This is a genomic window from Streptomyces sp. NPDC033174 (genome assembly GCF_055577795.1).
Genome location: NZ_JBVIPQ010000001.1, coordinates 1279062 through 1299880 on the forward strand (window position 1 = coordinate 1279062; position 20819 = coordinate 1299880).

Below are 20819 nucleotides of genomic sequence, written 5' to 3' on the forward strand. Positions count from 1 at the left end.
AGTTGGTGTGTCAATAAGACTCTCGTCAGACGCACCTAAACACGATCGGCCGCCGCCCGCTAGAGGGCGACGGCCGATCATGCTTTGACCTGCGATTATGCGAATTACTTGGTCGAGGGACCGACCTGAACCGTGATCGTCTGGCCGTCGCGCGGCTCCTTGACGATCGCGATCTTGGTGTTGGTGTCAGTTACCTGAACACTGCCCTGCGGGTTCTCGGCGTACCAGTAGACACCCTTGTGGTCGTCGAAGACCGGGTTGCCGGCCTGCGGCTTGATCCGCAGCGGAACGCCCGCGTTGTGGAGCGTGAACCCGTCCGTGGCGTACCGGCTGAACGGCGCGTCGAACGGCTGGATCTTGTTGCGCAGCAGCGCGCCGTTCGTCCACTTCATGGGCTTGGCGTGGGCGTCGATCGGAAGGATCAGACCCTTGCCGTGGTGGACGGCGGTGTTGTTGTCCTTCTGGGAGGTGTCCCACAGCCAGACGAGAAGACCGTTCTGGTACGGGTAGTGCTCGACCCAGCTGGCCTTGTCACCGGTGAAGCCGAAGTTGTACGGGCCGACCTTGAGGGTCGCGTCGTACGACACGTACTGCCGGTTCTCCGCGAGGTAGTACTGGTCGTACTCCTTCGTGAAGCCCTTGCCGATCCGCGAGAAGCCCTTCGCGGTCCAGCCGTTGTCACCGCCCTCGGCGTTGTCCGAGAAGACGGTGGCGCCGTCGGCGGTGATGCTGATGGCGTCGGCCGCGAAGCCCTTGCCGCCCGCGCCGCCGTCGGTCTGGTAGCGGAAGCGGAGGTCGAACTTCTTGCCCGCGTAGGCGTCCAGCGAGTAGACGAGCTTCTTGTAGGCGCCCGAGACGTCGGTCAGCGCCGGAGTGCCGCTCGCGTCCCTCGGGATGGCCTTGCCGTCGGCGGTGCCGTCCAGCGCGGTCCACTTGGCGCCGCCGTCCGTCGACACCTCGGCGTAGAGGTAGTCGTAGTCCAGCTCGATGTCCCACCAGCCGCTGAGCGCGAGTTCGGCCTTGGACTTGCCGGTGAGGTCGACGGAGCGGGTGAGGGTGTTCTTGAGGTCGTCACCCATGTCGCTCCACCACTGGGTGGCACCCTCGGCGGGGGCGACGACGTCGGTGGTGACGCCCTTCTTCGGCAGCTCGACGACGAGCGCCTGCGGGTTCTTGGTGTTGTACTCGGCCACACCCAGCTTGTGGGTGGACTTCTTCGAGCGCTGGCCGTCGGCGACCTTGGTGTAGTTCAGCCAGCCGAGCTGCAGCTTGTCCCAGGCGTTCATGTCGCCGGGCAGATCACCGATCGAGTCCTTGCCGGTGCCGAGCCAGGAGCCGGCCGACATCAGGGACCAGAAGCCGACCGAGTTCTCGGCGCCCTTCTTGCCCGAGGTGTCGTACAGGTCCGGCAGGCCCAGGTCGTGGCCGTACTCGTGCGCGAAGACACCGAGGCCGCCGTTCTCGGGCTGCATCGTGTAGTCGCCGACCCAGATGCCGGTGTTGCCGATCTGGGTGCCGCCGGCCTGGTTGTTCGCCGGGCCGGTCTTGCCCGCGTCGGTGCCGTACGCGTACCAGCGGTGGGCCCACAGCGCGTCGCCGCCCTGGTCGCCGCCGCCCGCCGACTCGTCCTCGCCCGCGTGGACGAGCTGGAAGTGGTCGATGTACCCGTCGGGCTCGTTGAAGTTGCCGTCGCCGTCGAAGTCGTAGCGGTCCCACAGGTCGTACTGGGCCATGTCGGCCTTGATCTGGGCGTCCGTGCGGCCCTTGGCCTTCTGGTCGGCGGCCCAGGCGGTGACACCGTCGCGGACCGCGTCCCACACGTTGGCGCAGTTGGTGCTGCCGCAGTAGTTGGAGCCGTAGCGGGCCTCGTTGTAGTCGACCTTGACCCAGTCGGCGACGTTGCCGTCGACCGAGTAGCGGCCGGACGAGGTGCGCTCGTAGTAGGTCTTCAGGGACTGCTTCGGCTTGCCCTTCTTGTCCTTGCCGGTGCCGAAGTACAGGTCCTGGAAGTGCTGCCGGTTGTAGTCCGCCTGCCAGGCGGTGGAGTTGTCCACCGCGCGGTCGGGCTTGGCTATCTTGTTGTGCAGCGGGCCGGGCGTACCACCGAACTTGGGCTTCGGGTCCGTGGTGTCGTCGTCGGCGCGGTCGACCATCGTCGTGTTGTCGACCTTGTCGCCGAACTCGACCAGGATCGTGAAGATCTTGTCGGTCTTCTCCCGGCCCAGCTCGACGTACTTCTTGGCATCGAGCTTGACGACCTGGGAACCGCCGCGGCGCTCGACCTTCGCGTCGCCGGCCAGCACCTGCTCCAGGGCCGCCTTGCGCTGCGCTTCCTGCTGCTTGCTGAAGGGACCTTCGAGGTCGTGGTCGACCGTCGTTTTGTCCTGGTTCACGCCCGGCGCCGCAGCGTGGCGCTCAATGGCGGCCGCCCCCGAAGCGCGATTTCCGGCCTGAGCGGTGGTGAAGGCCGAGGCCGTCGCGGCGGTGGCCGCAAGGGCCACGACGACCGCGGACGCTCTGATCGCCCGTCGTCTGTTGCTCACTTGATGTTGTCCTCCCCGGCGCCCGCGACCACGGACCGAGGGTGGGGTGGTGTCCGCGTGCGGTGTCGCGCGTCACAAGTGACGACATTCGACCGGAGTTTCGACAGAAAAGACAGACCTTGACTTGAACAGGCCAACTGCACTATGCAGTAGCCCGCTTCCGATATCCGGACGGTCCCCCAGGCTGTGCGACCACGCAACGGGCGCACCCGCCGGTCGGGTTGACGGGTTCAGTGACTCCATGCGCCCCCCTTGCTCCGGCACCGTGGGTTAGGTCACGCTTACTAGCGGTTCCTCTCGGGCATTCACCGTCGTAGAGTCGCTTGACAGTGCGACCCAGGTGCGAGTTACCCCCATTCGATGCCCCGAGGACGGAAACCGTCATGCCGCGTCCGACTGCCGCACAGCTCGCCTACGGTTCGGCCACCGTCGTCTTCTCGACCGTCGCCATGCTTCTGCTCTCCCGCACCACGACGGGTGTGGGGATCGCGGTCATCGGCGTCGCCGCTCTTCTCCTGGGACTTCTGGTCGCGATGACCGTGCCGGTTCCCGCCGGCAGGAAGGCGGCGCACCCGGCCCGTACCGCACCGGCCCACGCCGCCGCCCCGCCCGCCTCGTCCGCCGCCTCCGCCTCTGGCGAGGGGCCGGAAAGCCGGGTGCCGGCCACCCGGGCCCATGCGGCCGCGGGTGCCGACACCCGTATGAGCGAGCACTCACTGCGTCGTTGACACCACCACCGTCTTGGCCGCCTTGTCGTGCAGACCCTGCTTGTAGGGCTTGTCGACGAGGATGAGGATCAGGATGAGCAGGGGCCACAGACAGGCGCAGCAGATCAGTGCCGGCAGCCACAGCACGAGCGCGCGGACCAGAGAGGCGTTCATCGGCGGGGTGGAACCGTCGTTGAGCATCGCGACGCGCAGTTTCATCAGCTTCTTGCCCACGGTCTGGCCGTTCCGCGCGGTCATCACGGTGTCGTAGGCCACGTACGCCACGATCGTGATGAGCTGGAACACCAGCTGACTGCCGCCGTTGTACTGGCTGATGGCGTCACCGAAGTCGTCGGTGTTGTCCGTCGCCCGGTCGTAGATGTCGAACGGGATACCGATGAGCGCCAGCGGGATGGCGATGATCAGCCAGTCGATGATGCGGGCCAGGACGCGCCGGCCGGTGTCGGCGAGCGGGGGCATCCCGGAGAGCGGATCGGTCCCGCCGTAGCCGCCGGGGCCATAGCCGCCGTACGGGGGAGGCGGAGCGTTGTCGTACGGAGAGCCGTACGGGGAGCCGGGGGGCGGGGGGCCTCCCGGAGGGGGCTCTTCGGGGGGAGGCCCTCCCGGGGGCGGACCTCCCGGGGGCGGACCTCCCGGGGGCCCCTGCGGCGGACCCGCCGACGGCGGCGGGGGTTCCTGCGGCTTCTTGAGGAACGGATCGTCCTCGGGCGGCTGGCCTGGCGTCGGCTGGTCGTTGCTCATGGGGGCAGTGCATCCCGACGGGCAGGGCCCCGCAACGGCTCATATGCCGTTCGGGGGACCCCTGCGAGCGGACGTGCGGGAGACGACGCGGCCCGGAACGCTACCCCGCCACGAAGGTGCGCGCGGCCTTGTCGTGCCAGCACTGGCGCCACGGCCGGTCGAACAGGCACCACAGGACATTGACGACACCGACCACCAGAAGTCCCAGCACGCTGTAGACGAGCCAGCGGCGCAGCGCCGCGCCGAAGGACGGCGGCTCCAGCGCCTCGATGTCCCGCACGTCGAGCCCGCAGAGCTTCTTGCCCAGGGTGCGGCCCCACTTGGCGGTGGGCAGCGCTTCGTACAGCACGCCGAGGACGAGCAGGGCGCCGAGGGCGATGCCGAAGTTGACGGCGGTGGTGGAGTCGAGCAGCCAGACGGTGACGGTCTCACCCGACTGCTTGGCCTCCTCGATCTTCCCGTCGATGTGGTCGAGGGCCTTGGTGACGAACGGCAGGGAGACGGCTCCGGCGACCGCGCCGAGGACGAGGGTGTCGATGAGCCGGGCCAGCAGACGCTTGCCGAGTGGGGCGGGACGGGCGGCGGCCTGTGCCCGGGCGGCCTTGAGGAAGGGGTCCTCGACTGGCGGCTTCCAGGGGACGACCGGCTGCTGCGGCTGCTGCGACGGCTGCTGGTGGGGAAGCGGGGCCGGCTCCGGCCGGGCGAGCTGGTGCACCTGTTGGGCCCAGGACGCCGCACCGCCACCGGGGCCCTGCGCGAGGGGCGTCCGCGTCTCCGCCGACTGGGGCTGCGCGGGCACCTGGGGACTCTGCGGGGCCTGCGTCGGCTGCGGGGCGCGCGGCGGCTGGGCCGCCTGGGGCGCCGCGGACGCCTGGGCCGCCGGGGGTTGAGCAGCAGGGGGTTGAGCCGGGGGGGCCTGAGAAGCCGGGGCCTGAGGCGCCGGGGCGCCGAGCGCGCGGATCGTCATCGTGCCCTCGGCCTGCTCCGGCAGGGGCTGCTGCGGAGGGGTCGCGCGGATGGTGACCGTGCGGTCCTTCGGCGGCTCGCTCCCGGGGCGCGCCTCCACCTGCCGTACGCCGGGCAGCGCGCCGCCCGTCGGGTCGGCCGGCTTCGGGTCGGTCGCCGGGGTCCGGGGCTGGGCGGGCCGGCGCGGGTCCGGGCGGGGGTCCGTGGACCCCTGCCCGTCGGACGTGCTCCCCCACGACACCTTGCGGTCGCGGTCGCCGCCGAAGCCGGTCTGGCGAGAGGCGTCGGCCTGCCAGGCGGACGCCGGCTCCTGACGCGCCTCGGTGACCGGGTCCTCGTCCAGGAACACCGGTCCCGTCTCCTCGACGGCGGCAGGGGGCGGGACGGGCACCGGGGCGAGCGCGGGCCCCCCGGCAGGCGCGGGGAACGAGGAGGTCGGCGGCAGAGGCATCGCCTCTCCGCTCTTCGGTTCGGGCCGGCTCGTCCCGGGGACCCAGGCGGCTCCGTTCCAGTACCGGACATATCCGGGGATGGACGGGTCCGGGTAGTACCCCTCCCGGGGTACGTTCCCGCCGTCACCAGGAGGCGTAGCCACTGCCCCAACTCCGTTCACTCACGCGATGCGTCTCCGCCGGGCCAAGGAGGACAGTAACGAAGAACCCGGGCCAGGCAACAAGGAGAGCCGCAGAAAGACCGCGTATGAGCGACAGAACCGGGGGCGCGGAAGCGAAGCGTGAAGGTCGGGGGTGAGGTTTGGCGCCCGCGCGAAGGCCGGACACCGAGGTGCGGCCCGGGGTGTGACACCCGCACGACAGTTCGGTGGTGTGGGCCGGTGATGCCGGGGAAAACGGGCGAAAAAACTTTGCGCAAGTCGCGTCATAACCGGCGTGCAGCCCGCTCTTCCTGAGTACGGGCCCGCTCCGGGGCCCCGTACTGGAGAGGAAGGCTCGCATGGAGCACACCGTGGTGGAGCGCGAACTGGAACTGAGGCTGGTGCTCTCACCGGAGCGCAGCATCCCCGTTCCGGCCCTGCTCTCCTACCGGACGGCCGACCCCTACGCCGTGCACATCACGTTCCACATCGGCTCCCAGCACCCCGTGAACTGGACCTTCGCCCGCGAACTGCTCGCCGAAGGGGTCTTCAGAGCGTGCGGGCACGGGGACGTACGGATCTGGCCCAGCAAGGTCGACGGAGCGGGGGTCGTCCTGATGGCGCTCTCCTCCCCCGACGGCGACGCACTCCTGGAGGCATCCGCCACGCAGGTCTCGGCGTGGCTGGAGCGGACGCTGCGCGCGGTGCCGCCGGGCACCGAGTCGGACCGGCTCGGGATCGACGACGGCCTGGCCCGGCTGCTGGCGCCGACGGCCGCCGACGATCTGTGGCTGAGCGACCCGTGGCCGTCGGACGAGTCGCAGGAGGGTGAGGCGTGAGGCGCGGGCGCCGGTTCTCGTGAATCTCAGAACAGCTTTCCCGGGTTGAGGATGCCCAGCGGGTCGAAGGTCTGTTTGATGCCTCGCTGCAACTCCAGCGCCACCGGTCCCAGTTCGCGCGCAAGCCACTCCTTCTTCAGGGTGCCGACGCCGTGCTCACCGGTGATCGTGCCGCCGAGTTCCAGGCCCAGCGCCATGATCTCGTCGAACGACTCGCGGGCCCGGCGCGATTCGTCGGGGTCGGCGTGGTCGAAGCAGACGACGGGATGCGTGTTGCCGTCGCCCGCGTGGGCGCAGACACCGATGGTGAGGTCGTACTTCTCGGCGATGGCGGCGGTGCCGTCGATCATCGCGGCGAGCCGGGAGCGCGGTACGCACACGTCGTCGATCATCGTCGCGGGCTTCAGGGCCTCCAGCGCGGTGAGTGACAACCGCCGGGCCTGGAGCAGCAGTTCGGATTCGGCGGCATCGTCGGCCGGGACGACCCGAGTGGCTCCGTACGCCGTGCACAGCTCACCGACGGCGGCCAGGTCGGCGGTCGGGTCCGGGGTGTCGAAGGCGGCGAGCAGGAGGGCCTCCGTCGCGTCCGGAAGGCCCATGTGGGCGAGTTGGTTGACGGCACGGACGGTCGTGCGGTCCATGATCTCCAGGAGTGAGGGCGTGTGGCCGCGCTCCATGATCGCGCAGACGGCGTCGCAGGCGGCGGCCGCGGACGGGAACTCCGCGGCCAGGACCAACTGCCGCGGGGGTTTCGGCCGCAACGCCAGGACCGCTCTGACAACGATGCCCAGACTGCCTTCCGACCCGACGAAGAGCCTGGTCAGGTCGTAGCCGGCGACACCCTTGGCGGTGCGGCGGCCGGTGGACATCAGACGGCCGTCGGCCAGGACGACGTCCAGCCCGAGGACGTACTCGGCGGTGACGCCGTACTTGACGCAGCACAGGCCGCCCGAGGCGGTGCCGATGTTCCCGCCGATCGTGCACATCTCCCAGCTGGAGGGGTCCGGCGGGTAGTAGAGGCCCTGTTCGCCGACGGCCCGGGAGAGGACGGCGTTGATGACTCCGGGTTCGACGACGGCGATCCGGTCGACCGGGCTGATTTCCAGGATGCGGTCCATCTTGACCAGGGACAGGACGATGCAGCCGTCGGACGCGTTGGCGGCGCCGGACAGACCGGTGCGGGCGCCCTGCGGGACGACCGGGACGCGCAGCGCGGTCGCGGTGCGCATCACGTGCTGGACCTGCTCGACCGTCCGGGGCAGGACCACGACGGCGGGAGTGCCCGCCGGGCAGAAGCTCGCCATGTCGTTGGCGTAGGAAACGGTGACGTCCGGGTCGGTGATCAGGGCCTCGGCCGGAAGGCCCGCGCGGAGCCGTTCGTGGAGCTGCGCCAGAAGATCGTCCATGAACCCAGCGTGGCACTCGGGGCCATCGGTGTGAACCCGTCCGCCGATCCGCTTCGCCGGGCGGAGTGTGGCCCTCGTGTGCTCTTCGTACTGGCGCACAGTGAGCGCCATGAAGACGGAAACGGTCACAAGGACGGTGCTGGCCTCGGGAGTGGGCGCCGTGCTGGTGGGGGCGGCTCTGCTGTGCGTGCCCGGGAGGGCGGAGAAGGAACCGCCGCCGGCTCCCGGTCCGGCCGCGCGGGCCCTCACCGCGGTCACCGCCGGCTCGCAGGCGTCGCTGCCGGAACTGTCCGCGCTCATCGGCGAGCGCCGGAAGTGGCTGCGCGAGCACCCGGATGACGACGAGTCATGGGCCGTACTGGGGGCCGCGTACACGGAACGGGCCACCCGTGCCGGGGAGGCGGTGGCCTACCGGCGGGCCGAACAGGCGCTGCGGCGGTCGGTCGCGGCGCTCCCGGTGAACCGGGGCAACGTCGAGGCGCAGGTCGGGCTGGGGGTGCTCGCCGCGGCGCGAGGGGACTACGTGGCGGCGCGGAACTGGGGCGAGGGGGTGCGCGAGCAGCGGCCGAGGCGCTGGTCGGCGTACCCCGTGCTGATCGACGCGTACACCGGCATGGGGGATCTCAAGTCGGCCCAGAAGGCGCTGGACCGTCTCCAGAAGCTGCACTCGGGGACGCCGGTGCTGATCCGAACGGCCCGGATGTACTGGGCGCGCGGCTGGCGCGAGGACGCGGCGGCGACGGCGGCCGAGGCGGCGGCGCGGGCCCGCACGCCGCAGGAGAAGGCGATGTGTCTGCACCGGCTCGGTGAGCTGGCGTGGGAGCGGGGCGAGCCGGAAGAGGCGATCGCCGAGTACGACGCGGCGCTGCGGGTCTCGCCGGATCACGCGCCGTCGCTGGCCGGTCGGGCGCGGGCACTGGCCGCCCTGGAGCGGACGGGCGAGGCGTTCCGGGACTACCAGGTGGCGCTGTCCAAGCTGCCGCTGCCCGAGTACGCCCTGGAGGCGGGCGAGTTGTACGAGTCGCTGGGCCTCGACGGGGACGCGAGGACGCAGTACGCCGCGATGCGCGCGCGGGCGGCGGAGGCGTCCACCAACGGGGTGAACGAGGCCGTGGTCCTCGGCCGCTTCGAGGCGGACCACGGGGACCCCGAGGCGGCGGTGGTACGGCTGCGCGCCGAGTGGTCGCGGGCGCACCGGTCGGTGGAGGTGGCGGACGCGCTGGCGTGGGCGCTCTACCGGGCGGGCGAGCCCGTGGAGGCGCTGGACTACGCGAAGAGGGCGCTGGAGACGGGGGTGCGCAGTGCGCTGTTCACGTACCACCAGGGCGAGATCGAGCGGGCCCTGGGCGACTACGGGCCGGCGCGCCGCCATCTGACGGAGGCGCTGCGGATCAACCCGAAGTTCTCGCCGCTGCTGGCGCCGAAGGCCGAGGAGTCGCTGGACGCCATTGGCGAGCCGCCGGAGGGCGGTCCGCGCCAGATGTTTCCGCGGCGGTCCTCGTCGAAACGCGACAAGGCCTCTCGGGAGGAGAGCGCCTGGACCCCTGCCAGAGGCGGTCGACCGCGGACGCCTCAGAGGCAGCCGTCGTCCTCCCCGTGGAAGCCCGCGCCCACCTGGAAACCGGCTCGCTGACGCCGGCGCTCCCGTCCCGGCGCCCATGGACACAGGAGAACCCGGCGGCCCGGGCACGGGGAGCGCCGGGGGCGGCGGGACGCGTCGGGGCTGAGGCGAGCGGGCGCGAGCCGGGCCGGGACCGGGACGAGCGGATGGGGCCGGGGGAGCCGGGGAGCCGGTGGGGCCGGGGCCCGGAACCCGTACGGGCCCAGGCCCCCGGCCGGTGCGCGTCAGAGGTTGCCGCGCTTCTCCTGCTCGCGCTCGATCGCCTCGAACAGGGCCTTGAAGTTGCCCTTTCCGAAGCCCATCGAGCCGTGGCGCTCGATCATCTCGAAGAAGACGGTCGGGCGGTCCTGGACCGGCTTGGTGAAGATCTGCAGCAGGTAGCCGTCCTCGTCACGGTCGACGAGGATCTTCAGCTCCCGCAGCGTCTCCACGGGGACGCGCGTCTCGCCCGCCCACTCGCCGAGCGTGTCGTAGTACGAGTCGGGGGTGTCCAGGAACTGCACACCCGCCGCCCGCATCGAGCGGACCGTCGCGACGATGTCGTTCGTGGCCAGCGCGATGTGCTGGACGCCCGCACCGCCGTAGAACTCCAGGTACTCGTCGATCTGCGACTTCTTCTTCGCGATCGCCGGCTCGTTGATCGGGAACTTCACCTTCAGGGTGCCGTCCGCGACCACCTTCGACATCAGCGCCGAGTACTCGGTGGCGATGTCGTCGCCCACGAACTCCTTCATGTTCGTGAAGCCCATGACCTTGTTGTAGAAGGCCACCCACTCGTTCATCTTTCCGAGCTCGACGTTGCCCACGCAGTGGTCGATGGCCTGGAAGGTGCGCTTGGCCGGCGGCTCCACGATCGGGGAGGCGGCGACGTACCCGGGCAGGTACGGGCCGTCGTAGCCGGAGCGCTCGACGAGCGTGTGGCGGGTCTTGCCGTACGTGGCGATCGCGGCCAGCACGACCGTGCCGTTCTCGTCCTTGACCTCGTACGGCTCGGTGATCCCTCGGGCGCCGTGCTCGACGGCGTACGCGTAGGCGGCACGCGCGTCCGGCACCTCGATGGCGAGGTCCACGACGCCGTCACCGTGCTCGGCGACGTGGTCGGTGAGGAACCGGCCCCACTCCGTGGCCACCTTGATGACGGAGGTGAACACGAAGCGGGCGGCGCCGTTCGTCAGGACGTAACTCGCGGTCTCGCGGCTGCCGTTCTCCGGTCCGGAGTAGGCGACGAGCTTCATGCCGAAGGCCGTGGAGTAGTAGTGCGCGGCCTGCTTGGCATTGCCGACGGCGAAGACGACCGCGTCCATTCCCTTCACCGGGAAGGGGTCTGCCTGCCGGGCGGTTTCGGGGGTGGTGTGGAGGGTCTCAGTCATGGCGGCAGACTCTCTCCGATCGGCAAGCTGCGCAATAGTTCGTACTTCCACTGGTCAATCTGACCAGCAGAGTGGGAGGATAGGCGGACTATCTGTACAGGATGACCATCGGGAGGCCTTGATGGCGATCGATCATCTGGACGGCCGGCTCATCGTGCTCCTCGCCCGTGAGCCCCGCATCGGCGTACTGGAGGCCTCGCGCCGTCTCGGAGTGGCCCGCGGCACGGTCCAGGCGCGGCTCGACCGGCTTCAGTCGAACGGCGTCATCCGCGGCTTCGGCCCCCAGGTCGACCCGGCGGCCCTCGGCTATCCGGTCACCGCCTTCGCGACGCTGGAGATCAAGCAGGGCCAGGGAGCCGACGTCCGCGCGCACCTGTCGGGCGTCCCCGAGGTACTGGAGCTCCACACCACCACGGGCCACGGGGACATGCTCTGCCGCCTGGTGGCCCGCTCCAACGCCGACCTCCAGCGGGTGATCGACCGGGTGGTCGGCTTCGAGGGCATCGTGCGGGCCTCCACGGCGATCGTCATGGAAAACCCCGTACCCCTGCGGATCATCCCGCTGGTGGAACAGGCGGCGGAGGACCAGCCGCTGCGATGAGCGCAGGGCGTTGGGCGTTGGGCGGTGAGCGCGGAGGGCGGGGGCGGGTGACCGGGGCCGTCAGCAGCTGGGGACCGGGCCGCCCTTGTCGAGGGCGCGCAGGGACACGATGGCGTCCTTGAGGGTGGTGACCGGGATCAGCCGCATCCCCTTGGGCAGCTCCGACTGCGCGTCCGCGCACTCCGCCTTCGGTACGAGGAAGACTGTCGCCCCGTCCCGTCCAGCGGCCTGGGTCTTCAGGGACACCCCGCCGACGGCTCCGACGGTCCCGTCCGCCTCGATCGTCCCCGTACCGGCGATGTTCTTCCCCCCGGTCAGATCCCGGCCCGCGCCGTCCCCGTCCAGCTTGTCGATGATCCCGAGAGAGAAGAGGAACCCGGCGCTGGGGCCACCGATGTCCGCGAGGTGGAGGGAGACCTTCACCTTCTTCGGGTCCATGTCCAGATAGCGGAGCGCGGCGGCGACGGCCGCGTCCTGCGACTGCGTCATCTGGTCCAGGTTGTGCCGGGAGATCTCCTCCTCCGACTCCCCGGAGGGGTAGACGGAGTCGCGCGGCAGCACGGCACGATCGGTCTTGAACCAGCCGTCGACCACATCGCCGAGATCGATGTCCACGGAGGGCCCGGTCGCCACGATGGTTGTCATCCGCAGCTGGCCGGTGGTCGGCCGGGTGGGCGCCCCGGAGATCGTGATCACCGGCGTGCCCTCGTCGGCCCCGAGGACGTCCGCGGTCGGACCGGGCTGCGCGACGGAGTACGGCAGCGGCGCGAACCCGACGACGGCGAAGAGCGCGGCGACGGGCAGGGCGCACAGGGCGAGCGCGCGGCCGCGCGAGAGGCTGGAGAACACCCGGCCAATCTATCGGCCCGCTCCCGGGGCCCTCGCGGCACCCGCCGTCCCCCGCGCCTCCCCGTTCCGTCCCGCGTTCCTCCCGCGTTCCGTCTTCCGCGCGGCGCCGCCTGTCTGCCGCTACCTCAGGGCGTCCGCGACCTCGCGGGCCGCGTCCAGGACACGAGGCCCGACGCGTTCGGGAACCGCGTCCGCCAGCATCACGACACCGACGCTTCCCTCGATCCCGGTCACTCCGACGAGCGGCGCGGCGGCGCCACTGGCGCCCGCCTCCAGTTCGCCGTGGGTGAGGGTGAAGCCCGGGTCGGTCTGCCCGCCGGCCTGACGGGCGGCGAGTATCGCCCGGCCGGCGGCGCCCCGGTCCAGGGGGTGACGGAAGCCGGCCCGGTACGCCACGTGGTAGTCGGTCCAGGTCGGTTCGACGACCGCGACGGCGAGCGCCTCTGCCCCGTCGACCAGGGTGAGGTGGGCGGTGGCGCCTATGTCCTCCGCGAGCGAGCGGAGCGCGGGCAGCGCCGCTTCGCGTACGAGCGGATGGACCTGGCGGCCGAGTCTGAGCACGCCGAGCCCGACTCGGGCGCGGCCGCCCAGGTCACGGCGGACGAGGGCGTGCTGTTCGAGCGTGGCGAGCAGACGGTAGACGACGGTCCGGTTGACACCGAGTTTGTTGGACAACTCGGTGACCGTCAGGCCGTGGTCGGTGTCGGCGAGCAGTTTGAGGACACGCAGTCCCCGGTCGAGCGTCTGGGAAGTCTCCGCTGTCACGACGCCCTCTCCTTCGGAGTGAGTAACGGCGGACACTCTCGCGGGGCTACGACACCGGTCCCAGCGGCGACGCACGGAGAGGCCGCCGGCAGGCCATGGCACACCGGCTGCGCTCCGCGGCGGCGCTGCCACGGGGCGTATGCATTGCGGGGACAGTAGCGACCGGCTCCGCTCAGCGGAAGCCCTCGTCCAGAATCCGGGCGCCGCCGGGTACTTACTGCCCGTTCGGTAACCAATCCGCGAGGACGCGGGACTTTGGAGGTCAGGACGAACTTTGTCCCTGGGCCGACGGGGTGCGGAGTCACGGCGCCGAGTCAAGGCCTTTTGGCGCTTTGGCCGCCCCGGCGAGCGCGGCCCGGGCGCACCGCGGCCGCGCCCAGGCGCTCACCGCATTCGGGTGGCCCACTCCTGCACCTTCTTGATCCGCTCCCGGATCTGTCCGGCCGTCGCCTCCGCGCTCGGCGGGCCGCCGCACACCCGGCGGAGCTCGGTGTGGATCACGCCGTGCGGCTTGCCGCTCTGGTGGACGTACGCGCCGACCATGGTGTTCAGCTGCTTGCGCAGTTCGAGGAGCTCCTTGTGGGAGACGACCGGTCGCCGCTCGGCCGGCAGCTCCAGGAGATCGGCCTCCTCGTCGGGCTTCTTGCGGCTGTGCGCGATCTGCCGGGCCTGCCGCTTCTGGAGCAGGAGCTGCACCTGGTCGGGTTCGAGGAGCCCGGGAATGCCGAGGTAGTCCTGCTCCTCCTCGCTGCCCGGGTGGGCCTGCATGCCGAACTCGGCGCCGTCGTAGAGCACCCGGTCGAAGACCGCGTCGGACTCCAGCGCCTCGAAGGGCAGCATGTCCTGTTCGCCGGTGTCCTCGTCCTGCTCCTTGTTCGCCTCGTCCATCTCCTTCTCGGACTCGGCGTACGGGTCCTCGTCCCCGTCCTTCTTCGGCTTGTCGAGGACGTGGTCGCGCTCGACCTCCATCTCGTTGGCGAAGCCGAGAAGATTGGGAATCGTAGGAAGGAACACGGACGCGGTCTCGCCGCGCCTGCGGGATCGCACGAAGCGGCCGACGGCCTGGGCGAAGAAGAGGGGCGTGGAGATCGTGGTCGCGTAGACGCCGACGGCGAGGCGGGGCACGTCGACGCCCTCGGAGACCATGCGGACGGCGACCATCCAGCGGTCCTCGTTCTCGCTGAACTCGTCGATCCGCTTGGACGCCTCCGCCTCGTCCGACAGCACGAGCGTCGCGCCGGTGCCGGTGATCTCGCGGATCAGCTTGGCGTAAGCGCGGGCCGATTCCTGGTCGGAGGCGATGACGAGGCCACCGGCGTCCGGGATGGACTTGCGTACCTCCGTCAGCCGCTGGTCGGCGGCGCGCAGCACGTTCGGCATCCAGTCGCCGCGCGGGTCGAGCGCCGTCCGCCAGGCCTGCGAGATGGCGTCCTTGGTCATCGGCTCGCCCAGGCGGGCGGCGATCTCGTCACCGGCCTTGGTGCGCCAGCGCATGTTGCCGCTGTAGCTGAGGAAGATCACGGGCCGGACGACGCCGTCGCCCAGCGCGTTCCCGTAGCCGTAGGTGTAGTCGGCGGAGGAGCGCCGGATTCCGTCGTTCCCCTCTTCATAGGTCACGAAGGGGATCGGATTCGTGTCCGACCGGAAGGGCGTACCGGTGAGCGCGAGGCGGCGGGTCGCCGGGTCGAAGGCCTCCAGGCACGCCTCACCCCAGGACTTGGAGTCACCGGCGTGGTGGATCTCGTCGAGGATGACGAGCGTCTTGCGCTGCTCGCAGCGGTTGCGGTGCAGCATGGGGCGCACGCCGACGCCGGCGTAGGTCAGGGCGACGCCGTGGTACTCCTTGCTCAGCGGCCCGGCGCTGTAGTCCGGGTCCAGCTTGATCCCTATGCGCGCGGCGGCCGCGGCCCACTGCTTCTTGAGGTGCTCGGTGGGCGCGACGACGGTGATCTGCTGCACCACGTGGTGGTGCAGCAGCCAGGACGCGAGGGTCAGCGCGAAGGTGGTCTTGCCGGCGCCGGGGGTTGCGACCGCGAGGAAGTCACGCGGCTGCTCCTGGATGTACTTCTCCATGGCGCCCTGCTGCCAGGCGCGCAGCTTGTTGGCGGTGCCCCAGGGGGCGCGGCCGGGGAAGGCGGGTGAGAGGTGATGGGAGGCGGTAGTAGTCACGGTCTCCGATTCGGCTCTCGTGGGTACTGCTTACGTACGACAACCGGGCCACCCTACCGGGGGGACTCCCGCCTCCCGCCGGAACGGGGCCGGGACGGCGGCCGTTGAGACCTGGCTCACAGCCGCCGCGGTACGTCCCGGACGGCGCGGGTACGGGACGGCTCACCGGGGGCGACGGCGATGAGCAGGTCGTATGCGGCGTCCTGGTCAGCGGGTGCGGGGGGGCGCCCCCGGTTTCCCGGTTTCGGTCGGCGCGCGAGGCAGGCCGGGGTGCGGGTCAGGCAGGGGTGCGGGTCAGACAGGGCGGAGCCACCCCTTGCGCTCGGGCTCGCCGGATTACGGGTGGACCGGGTGAGTACGCAGGCGCGTCGCCACCCACGCGCCCACCAGGGCCACGCCCGCCATCGGCAGGAACACCGCCGCGAAGGCCGAGGGATGGGAACCGGCCGTCGCCGTCACCCCGTGGGCGGCCACCGCTCCCCCGCCCAGCGCCGCGAACGCGGCCCCTCCGCCGGCGAGCAACAGCACGTTGGAGAGGGCGTCCGAGATCTGGAGCGCGGCCGAGTTGGCTCCCGCCTCCTCCGGCGCCGACAGGGTGAGCAGCAGGACGCTGGTCGACGCGATCACCAGGCCCATGCCGAGGCAGCCGAACCCCCATGCCACCGCCACCACCCACACCGGCACCGCAGGGATCAGCACGCTCGGCGCTGCCGCGATCGCCGCCGCGACGAGCACCATGCCGAGTACGACCAACCGCTCGCGGTACGGCTCCACCCTCGGCCGCGACTGGAGGTACGACCCGAGCGTCCAGGTCGCGCCGCCGACCGCGAGCGACATCCCGGCCAGCGTGGGACTCAGCCCCCGCTCGGTGACCAGCATCAGCGGTACGAAGGACTCCGCCGCTATGAACGACCCGGCCGCGATCCCGCGCAACAGGACGACCGAGGGCAGCCCACGGCCCGATCGGAACGTTCCGCGCGGCAGCAGCCCCAGCGCCGACGGCACGAGCAGTGCCGCACCGGCCACGGCCGGGACCAGGGACAGCCAGCGGAGCTCCTGCCCGGCGTACTGAAGGAGACCCGCCCCCGACGAGATACCGAGCGCCAGCCGGATCCGCCGCGCGTCGAAGGGCGTCACCGGCGCGTCGGGGTCGGCGGGCCCGGACGCGGTGCGCCGGATCGCGGGCAACGCGAGCACCAGTGGCAGCACGACGAGGACGGGGATGCCGACGAAGACCCAGCGCCATCCGAGGTGTTCGGTGACGGCTCCGGAGGCGAGGGGCCCGACGATGGACGGGACGATCCAACTGGCTGCGAAGGCCGCCATGATGGCCGGGCGCAGCTCTTCGGAGTAGGCCCGGCTGATGACGACGTACAACGCCACGATCAGCAGTCCGCCGCCGAGACCCTGGACCGCCCGGCCGGCGATGAAGAGCCACATGCTGCCGGCCGTACCGGACAGCAGCAGACCGGCGGCGAAGGCGGAGATGCCGGTGGTGAGCGGCGCGAGAGGCCCGCTGCGGTCGGACCACTGCCCGGAGAGCACCATCGCGAAGAGGCTGGTGGTGAAGTACGCCGAGAAGGCGAAGGCGTAGAGGGGGACGCCGTTCAGCTCCCGGGCGGCGACGGGCATGGCCGTGCCGACCGCGGTCGCCTCGAAGGCGATCAGCAGGACGACGGAGACCATGCCGACACTGAGGGCACGATGGGCCCGGTCCAGAACCCGGGCGGCGCCCCCGGGCCGCTCCTCTTGGGCGGGCGGGGTGGCGCGAGTGACATCCGTGTCACGTGGTTCCAGGGGGGCCATGACCACCAGCGTAAGGGGCGTCCCTCCAGTTGGACCCTGTCCCGAGACGGGCACGCTGCGCGCCTTTGGTCGTACGACCAGCGTGAACGCAACATGGCAGTCATGTTGCAGGGCGGCCGGGGCCCTTGAGACCCCGGGCGGCGCGGGCCTACGGTCATGACATCGAAAAGCACACGGCCGTGTGCCCGAGTGGCTTAGGGACTCGCCTGCAAAGCGGGTTACGTCGGTTCGATTCCGATCACGGCCTCCAGAGGATCTTCACAACCCCGGTAGGGGTGTGCCAGAGTCCGCGCATGACCGCACAAGGCAGACGCAAGCTCGGCGCGCTCGTCGGAGTGTGCCTCGCCGGAACGCTGTTGCCCGGCATCACACTGGGCCCGTCCGGCGAAGAAGCGGTCTTCTCCCTCGCCGTCGCGTTCATCGTGGTCGCACTGCTCACCCAGCTCATCTTCATAGGCCCGTCCGCGCCCGTCCCCGCCCCGGCGCTACTGGCCTTCGCGGCGGCCGGGTACGTGCAGGACGCCCTCATCTGGTGGCTGCTCTCCTGGCTGGGCGGCGAGATCGCGGACCTCCAGGTCGACGGCTTCGGCCCGATCCTCCTCGCGGCGCTGATCACCCGCGCGTCGATCCTCGCCGCGTCCCTGCTCCTCCCGCCCGGCTCCGACCCGGAGCCGGCCGCCGACTGAGCCCGTCAGGTGCGGCGCCGACGGGACCGGACGAGAGGGACGGCGACGCCGAGAACGAGTACGGCGATGCCGACTCCCACCCCCACCCCCACCCCCAGGCCGACTCCGCGCGCGGCCGGGGCGGTGGTGGAGGCGGAGGGCGAAGTCCGCGGCACGGGGGCGAGATCCGGAAGCGGATACACGTCGGCGGGCCCGGGGTCCCCCGGCTCCACCAGAGCAACCCTCGGCCGCACGGCGCCGTACCCGACGTGATCGTCCCGCTTGGCGGCGCTCTTGGTGCCACCGGCCGTACGAAGAAGGACACGGAGGACCTGATTGTTGGTCCAGTCGGGATGAGCGGCCCAGAGCAGAGCGGCGGAGGCGGAGACGAGGGCGGTGGCGTCGCTTGTGCCGCTGGTCTTACATACGCCGGTCTTGCCGTTGCAGGCGGCGACGATGTCCCAACCGGGGGCCACGAGGTCGACTTGGGGACCGTGCTGGGCTTCGACGGTCCTCTTCCCATCCCGCCCGACTGCGCCGACGCCGACGACGCCGGGGGTGGCGGCGGGGTACATGGGGGCGTTGCCCGTATCACCGTCGTTGCCCACGCCGGCGAAGATGAGTGATCCCTTACGAAGTGCGTATCGGACGGCGGCCGTCAGCTGTGGGGACCCTTCGGGGACGGCCTGGGAGATGTTGATGACTCTGGCACCGGAGTCCGCGGCGTAACGAATCGCATCATCGATCAGCGCGTTGTAGTTGCGATTCACTTCCGCCTGATTCTTCGAGCCCTCGGAGTTCGGCATACGTACCGGCAAGATCTTGACGCCGGGTGCCAGGCCGAAGGCGCCGTCCCCACCTCGTTGTCGACCTGTCCCAGCAATGAGCGCAGCCATCCCGGTCCCGTGCCCCCGATAGTCGGTTTGCGCATCACCGCGCTCACCCGTGGCAAGGTCCCTACCTTCGAAGACTTGACCCTTCAGGTCGGGATGCGCCGCATTCACACCCGTGTCGATCACGGCGACCGTAATCCCCAGGCCGGTACTCGTCTTCCACATCTCTTCGGCATGCATAGCGTCAAGGTGCCACTGACCCGAGCGGATGGAATCCGCGATCGCCGGGACACCAGCTGCGCCAACTACCAGGAATGCCAGCGCGAGGGCCAGAGCTGGCCGGCTCAGGCTTCTACCAATACCGATGCTGCGCATCTGCTTCCTTAGCCCAGTTCCGTGATCGCGATCATTCGATGACCGGTGGCACGACCCGACGCCCACCCAAGCGCCAAGTCTCCTCGTCCTCGGTGAGGTAGTCCGGTCGCGTGCTCCTGCGGGCCTGGTTACCTGACACGCCTCCATGACCGCCGGGTCCGATAGCGCCGCCAATGGTGGTGTGGTGGGGCGAGTCGCTGAGAGCGGGTGAGGCGGTAATACGACGGCTGCCCGCCACACCGCTATGAGGGCTGCCGGGATCAGCCGTTTCTGGGCCGCCAATACCCCGGCTCGACGGAGTACGAGCATGCGTCCCCTCCACTCCGATCACGGTGCCCCGCGGAATCCCACCAGCAGTCCGTCCGGGCTCGCGCAGTACAGGGCGCCCGCCCACGATGCCTTCGTCTTGCGGGACTGTTGGAAGTTGGCCCACCTCGGACATCCTTATGGCGTCGGGGATTCCTGTCAGGTTGCCTGTTAGCCGAGTTAGCCCGCGAGAGGGCACGACGGCAGGTACGAACCCGCCTCCGTCCGCTCTTCCCAGGCTGGGGACGCCGCTATCGGCAACAGGAACCGAACTTTGCTGCAACGGAGTGGCGCCGCCGTCAAGTTCGAACCGTGGGTTGTGCTCCGAATCCGCGAAGCTTGGTTGCGACGGAGTATGAGCAGTCCATGGCACCGCGGAAGCAATGCCACTGCCTCCCGCAGGCAAACCGCCGGATCCATAATCCTGTCGACGGGCGCCGACGTCCTCCAACCCCGCCGGCACAAACTCCCCCGGCGGCGCCGGAAACCGAGGTACCTCCAACGCGTTCAGCCCGCTCGCCGCCCACGCGTACGCCCCCGCGAGCTTCCGCATCTGGCGGATCGCCGCCTGGCGGAGGCCCTCGTCCGCCACCAGGGTCGTTCGGGCCGCCCAGGCCGCGGTCGCCGGGTCCTGGCTGTTCGGGTGGGAGAGGGCGGAGGCGAGGTTGGCCTTCGGGGAGCCCTTGTCGTAGGGCATCGCGCTCTTGACCTCGGCGATCGTTTCGGAGGCGATCGACAGCCACTTCGCCGCGCCCGCGCTGTAGTTCGCCAGGCGGGCCGTCGCGTTGGCCGTGTCCGTGCCCCAGGTGCGGAAGGCGTCGCCCGCCTCGCCCTGCCAGCCGACGCGGCTCATGTGGGCCTTGAGGTCGGCGGAGATCGCGTGCATGGTCCGCGCGGCCGCGGTCAGGCGGTCGGCGATCGCGGTCACCGCGTCGCTGCTGGCCGGGTGCAGCCAGGCCCGGAGTTGGTCGTGGGTCATGGTCTCGAAGGGTGTCGAGACCCCGTGCCCGCCCGTGTTCGTACCCATGTCGCGCCTCCCGGTCGTCGGCGTCGTCAGAATTCCGTGCCCCGGGAGGGGCTGCTCTTCGGAGTGCCCGCCGGAGGGTGGGCCTGGGCCCAGCGGCGGGTGTTCCGGTCGAGGGCCGCCAGGCGCCGGCGTACGTCCTCGTCGATCGCGTCGTAGCCCGCCTGGGACGCGTGGACGGCGATGCTCAGCCCCTCGATCGAGTCGGACAGCATGGTGGAGAGCTGCTTGAGCTGGGTCACGACGGTCTCGTACGCACCGAAGAGATCCTCCGCCTCGGCGAAGTGACCGTTTCCGCCGCCCAGTTGGCCGCGCGCGATGCGTTCGTCGGCGAGGCGGCCGGGCGCGGTCGGGGAGCCGAGGAGTTTGGTGAGGGCCTCGTCGGTCCGGTGCCGGAACTTCCGGAGGGTGTCGGCCTCGACCAGCATCGCCTTGCTCGGAGCATCCCTCCAGAGCTTGTCCGTCTCGGCCTGCGACGGCCGCTCCCGGCCCGTCCCACCGCCCGCAGTCACCATGCCGCCGCCCCTCCCCCGGTCCCACCCGTACGCGTCGCGAAAAAGCGTCGGGACACACTGTAGTCACTGACAGTGACACGGTGCATCCCGAGCGTACGGAAGGGA

17 protein-coding genes and 1 tRNA gene are annotated in these 20819 nt (G+C 70.6%); 6 read left to right on the top strand and 12 right to left on the bottom strand.

The genetic code is table 11. The features are described 5' to 3' along the window. Positions 1-104: 104 nt before the first annotated feature. Positions 105-2543, bottom strand: coding sequence for an immune inhibitor A domain-containing protein (locus tag ACZ5VC_RS05825; protein WP_469118813.1), 2439 nt, complete (start codon positions 2541-2543; stop codon positions 105-107). Positions 2544-2926: 383 nt separating this feature from the next. Between ACZ5VC_RS05825 and ACZ5VC_RS05830 the strand changes: the two genes are divergently transcribed. Further along, the gene (locus ACZ5VC_RS05830) at positions 2927-3271 is read left to right on the top strand and encodes a hypothetical protein (RefSeq protein WP_469118814.1); all 345 of its coding nucleotides are present in this window, start codon (positions 2927-2929) and stop codon (positions 3269-3271) included. On the opposite strand, the gene ACZ5VC_RS05835 is transcribed toward ACZ5VC_RS05830, so the two are convergent. Together ACZ5VC_RS05835 and ACZ5VC_RS05840 are read right to left on the bottom strand one after the other, a co-directional pair. After that, the gene (locus ACZ5VC_RS05835) at positions 3257-4012 is read right to left on the bottom strand and encodes an RDD family protein (RefSeq protein WP_469118815.1); all 756 of its coding nucleotides are present in this window, start codon (positions 4010-4012) and stop codon (positions 3257-3259) included. The two genes, ACZ5VC_RS05830 and ACZ5VC_RS05835, sit on opposite strands and share 15 nt — an antisense overlap. A 100-nt stretch (positions 4013-4112) precedes the next feature. Further along, on the bottom strand, positions 4113-5573 hold the full coding sequence (locus ACZ5VC_RS05840) for an RDD family protein (RefSeq protein ID WP_469118816.1): 1461 nt from the start codon (positions 5571-5573) through the stop codon (positions 4113-4115). A 356-nt stretch (positions 5574-5929) separates the two neighbouring features. On the opposite strand from ACZ5VC_RS05840, the gene ACZ5VC_RS05845 reads away from it, so the two are divergent. After that, entirely contained in the window at positions 5930-6409 is a 480-nt protein-coding gene (locus ACZ5VC_RS05845; RefSeq protein WP_469118817.1) for an SsgA family sporulation/cell division regulator, read from the top strand. A 26-nt stretch (positions 6410-6435) separates the two neighbouring features. Here the strand turns inward: ACZ5VC_RS05845 and ACZ5VC_RS05850 are convergent, their stop codons facing one another. Continuing rightward, positions 6436-7815, bottom strand: a complete 1380-nt coding sequence (locus ACZ5VC_RS05850; protein ID WP_469118818.1) for an FAD-binding oxidoreductase — start codon at positions 7813-7815, stop codon at positions 6436-6438. A gap of 109 nt (positions 7816-7924) precedes the next feature. On the opposite strand from ACZ5VC_RS05850, the gene ACZ5VC_RS05855 reads away from it, so the two are divergent. Next, positions 7925-9448 (top strand): tetratricopeptide repeat protein, encoded by a 1524-nt coding sequence (locus ACZ5VC_RS05855; RefSeq protein ID WP_469118819.1) that lies wholly within the window; start codon positions 7925-7927, stop codon positions 9446-9448. A 212-nt stretch (positions 9449-9660) separates the two neighbouring features. Here ACZ5VC_RS05855 and hppD read toward each other — a convergent pair whose 3' ends face one another. Next, a complete protein-coding gene (gene hppD / locus ACZ5VC_RS05860; protein ID WP_468710851.1) occupies positions 9661-10806 on the bottom strand; it encodes a 4-hydroxyphenylpyruvate dioxygenase in 1146 nt (381 codons plus the stop codon). Between the two features lie 121 nt (positions 10807-10927). On the opposite strand from hppD, the gene ACZ5VC_RS05865 reads away from it, so the two are divergent. Beyond that, the gene (locus tag ACZ5VC_RS05865) at positions 10928-11407 is read left to right on the top strand and encodes an Lrp/AsnC family transcriptional regulator (protein WP_469118820.1); all 480 of its coding nucleotides are present in this window, start codon (positions 10928-10930) and stop codon (positions 11405-11407) included. A gap of 60 nt (positions 11408-11467) precedes the next feature. Here the strand turns inward: ACZ5VC_RS05865 and ACZ5VC_RS05870 are convergent, their stop codons facing one another. The 4 genes from ACZ5VC_RS05870 to ACZ5VC_RS05885 form a co-directional block, all read right to left on the bottom strand. Next, positions 11468-12256: a YlbL family protein gene (locus ACZ5VC_RS05870; protein ID WP_469118821.1), complete on the bottom strand. Its 789-nt coding sequence runs from the start codon at positions 12254-12256 to the stop codon at positions 11468-11470. Between the two features lie 120 nt (positions 12257-12376). Further along, positions 12377-13021: an IclR family transcriptional regulator gene (locus tag ACZ5VC_RS05875; protein ID WP_468710854.1), complete on the bottom strand. Its 645-nt coding sequence runs from the start codon at positions 13019-13021 to the stop codon at positions 12377-12379. A gap of 384 nt (positions 13022-13405) precedes the next feature. After that, complete coding sequence (locus ACZ5VC_RS05880) at positions 13406-15190, bottom strand: DEAD/DEAH box helicase (protein WP_469118822.1); 1785 nt, start codon at positions 15188-15190, stop codon at positions 13406-13408. A gap of 336 nt (positions 15191-15526) precedes the next feature. Beyond that, positions 15527-16996: an MFS transporter gene (locus ACZ5VC_RS05885; protein ID WP_469118823.1), complete on the bottom strand. Its 1470-nt coding sequence runs from the start codon at positions 16994-16996 to the stop codon at positions 15527-15529. 175 nt (positions 16997-17171) lie between these two features. Between ACZ5VC_RS05885 and ACZ5VC_RS05890 the strand changes: the two genes are divergently transcribed. Further along, a tRNA-Cys gene (locus ACZ5VC_RS05890) sits at positions 17172-17246 on the top strand. Between the two features lie 43 nt (positions 17247-17289). Continuing rightward, positions 17290-17682, top strand: a complete 393-nt coding sequence (locus ACZ5VC_RS05895; RefSeq protein WP_469118824.1) for a hypothetical protein — start codon at positions 17290-17292, stop codon at positions 17680-17682. 5 nt (positions 17683-17687) lie between these two features. On the opposite strand, the gene mycP is transcribed toward ACZ5VC_RS05895, so the two are convergent. From mycP to ACZ5VC_RS05910, 3 genes are read right to left on the bottom strand one after another with little or no spacing between them, the layout of a single operon-like run. Then, on the bottom strand, positions 17688-18869 hold the full coding sequence (gene mycP / locus ACZ5VC_RS05900) for a type VII secretion-associated serine protease mycosin (RefSeq protein WP_469118825.1): 1182 nt from the start codon (positions 18867-18869) through the stop codon (positions 17688-17690). 31 nt (positions 18870-18900) lie between these two features. Continuing rightward, the gene (locus tag ACZ5VC_RS05905; RefSeq protein ID WP_469118826.1) at positions 18901-20202 is read right to left on the bottom strand and encodes a WXG100 family type VII secretion target; all 1302 of its coding nucleotides are present in this window, start codon (positions 20200-20202) and stop codon (positions 18901-18903) included. Between the two features lie 26 nt (positions 20203-20228). Then, a complete protein-coding gene (locus ACZ5VC_RS05910; RefSeq protein ID WP_469118827.1) occupies positions 20229-20714 on the bottom strand; it encodes a hypothetical protein in 486 nt (161 codons plus the stop codon). Positions 20715-20819 lie beyond the last annotated feature (105 nt).

Bases quoted from the DNA above. Each gene is read 5' to 3' on its own strand.
- ACZ5VC_RS05855 (WP_469118819.1), top strand. From the start codon at position 7,925: ATGAAGACGGAAACGGTCACAAGGACGGTGCTGGCCTCGGGAGTGGGC.
- ACZ5VC_RS05830 (WP_469118814.1), top strand. From the start codon at position 2,927: ATGCCGCGTCCGACTGCCGCACAGCTCGCCTACGGTTCGGCCACCGTC.
- ACZ5VC_RS05910 (WP_469118827.1), bottom strand. From the start codon at position 20,714: ATGGTGACTGCGGGCGGTGGGACGGGCCGGGAGCGGCCGTCGCAGGCC.
- ACZ5VC_RS05865 (WP_469118820.1), top strand. From the start codon at position 10,928: ATGGCGATCGATCATCTGGACGGCCGGCTCATCGTGCTCCTCGCCCGT.
- ACZ5VC_RS05905 (WP_469118826.1), bottom strand. From the start codon at position 20,202: ATGGGTACGAACACGGGCGGGCACGGGGTCTCGACACCCTTCGAGACC.
- mycP (WP_469118825.1), bottom strand. From the start codon at position 18,869: ATGCGCAGCATCGGTATTGGTAGAAGCCTGAGCCGGCCAGCTCTGGCC.
- ACZ5VC_RS05835 (WP_469118815.1), bottom strand. From the start codon at position 4,012: ATGAGCAACGACCAGCCGACGCCAGGCCAGCCGCCCGAGGACGATCCG.
- ACZ5VC_RS05845 (WP_469118817.1), top strand. From the start codon at position 5,930: ATGGAGCACACCGTGGTGGAGCGCGAACTGGAACTGAGGCTGGTGCTC.
- ACZ5VC_RS05895 (WP_469118824.1), top strand. From the start codon at position 17,290: ATGACCGCACAAGGCAGACGCAAGCTCGGCGCGCTCGTCGGAGTGTGC.
- hppD (WP_468710851.1), bottom strand. From the start codon at position 10,806: ATGACTGAGACCCTCCACACCACCCCCGAAACCGCCCGGCAGGCAGAC.
- ACZ5VC_RS05850 (WP_469118818.1), bottom strand. From the start codon at position 7,815: ATGGACGATCTTCTGGCGCAGCTCCACGAACGGCTCCGCGCGGGCCTT.
- ACZ5VC_RS05885 (WP_469118823.1), bottom strand. From the start codon at position 16,996: ATGGCCCCCCTGGAACCACGTGACACGGATGTCACTCGCGCCACCCCG.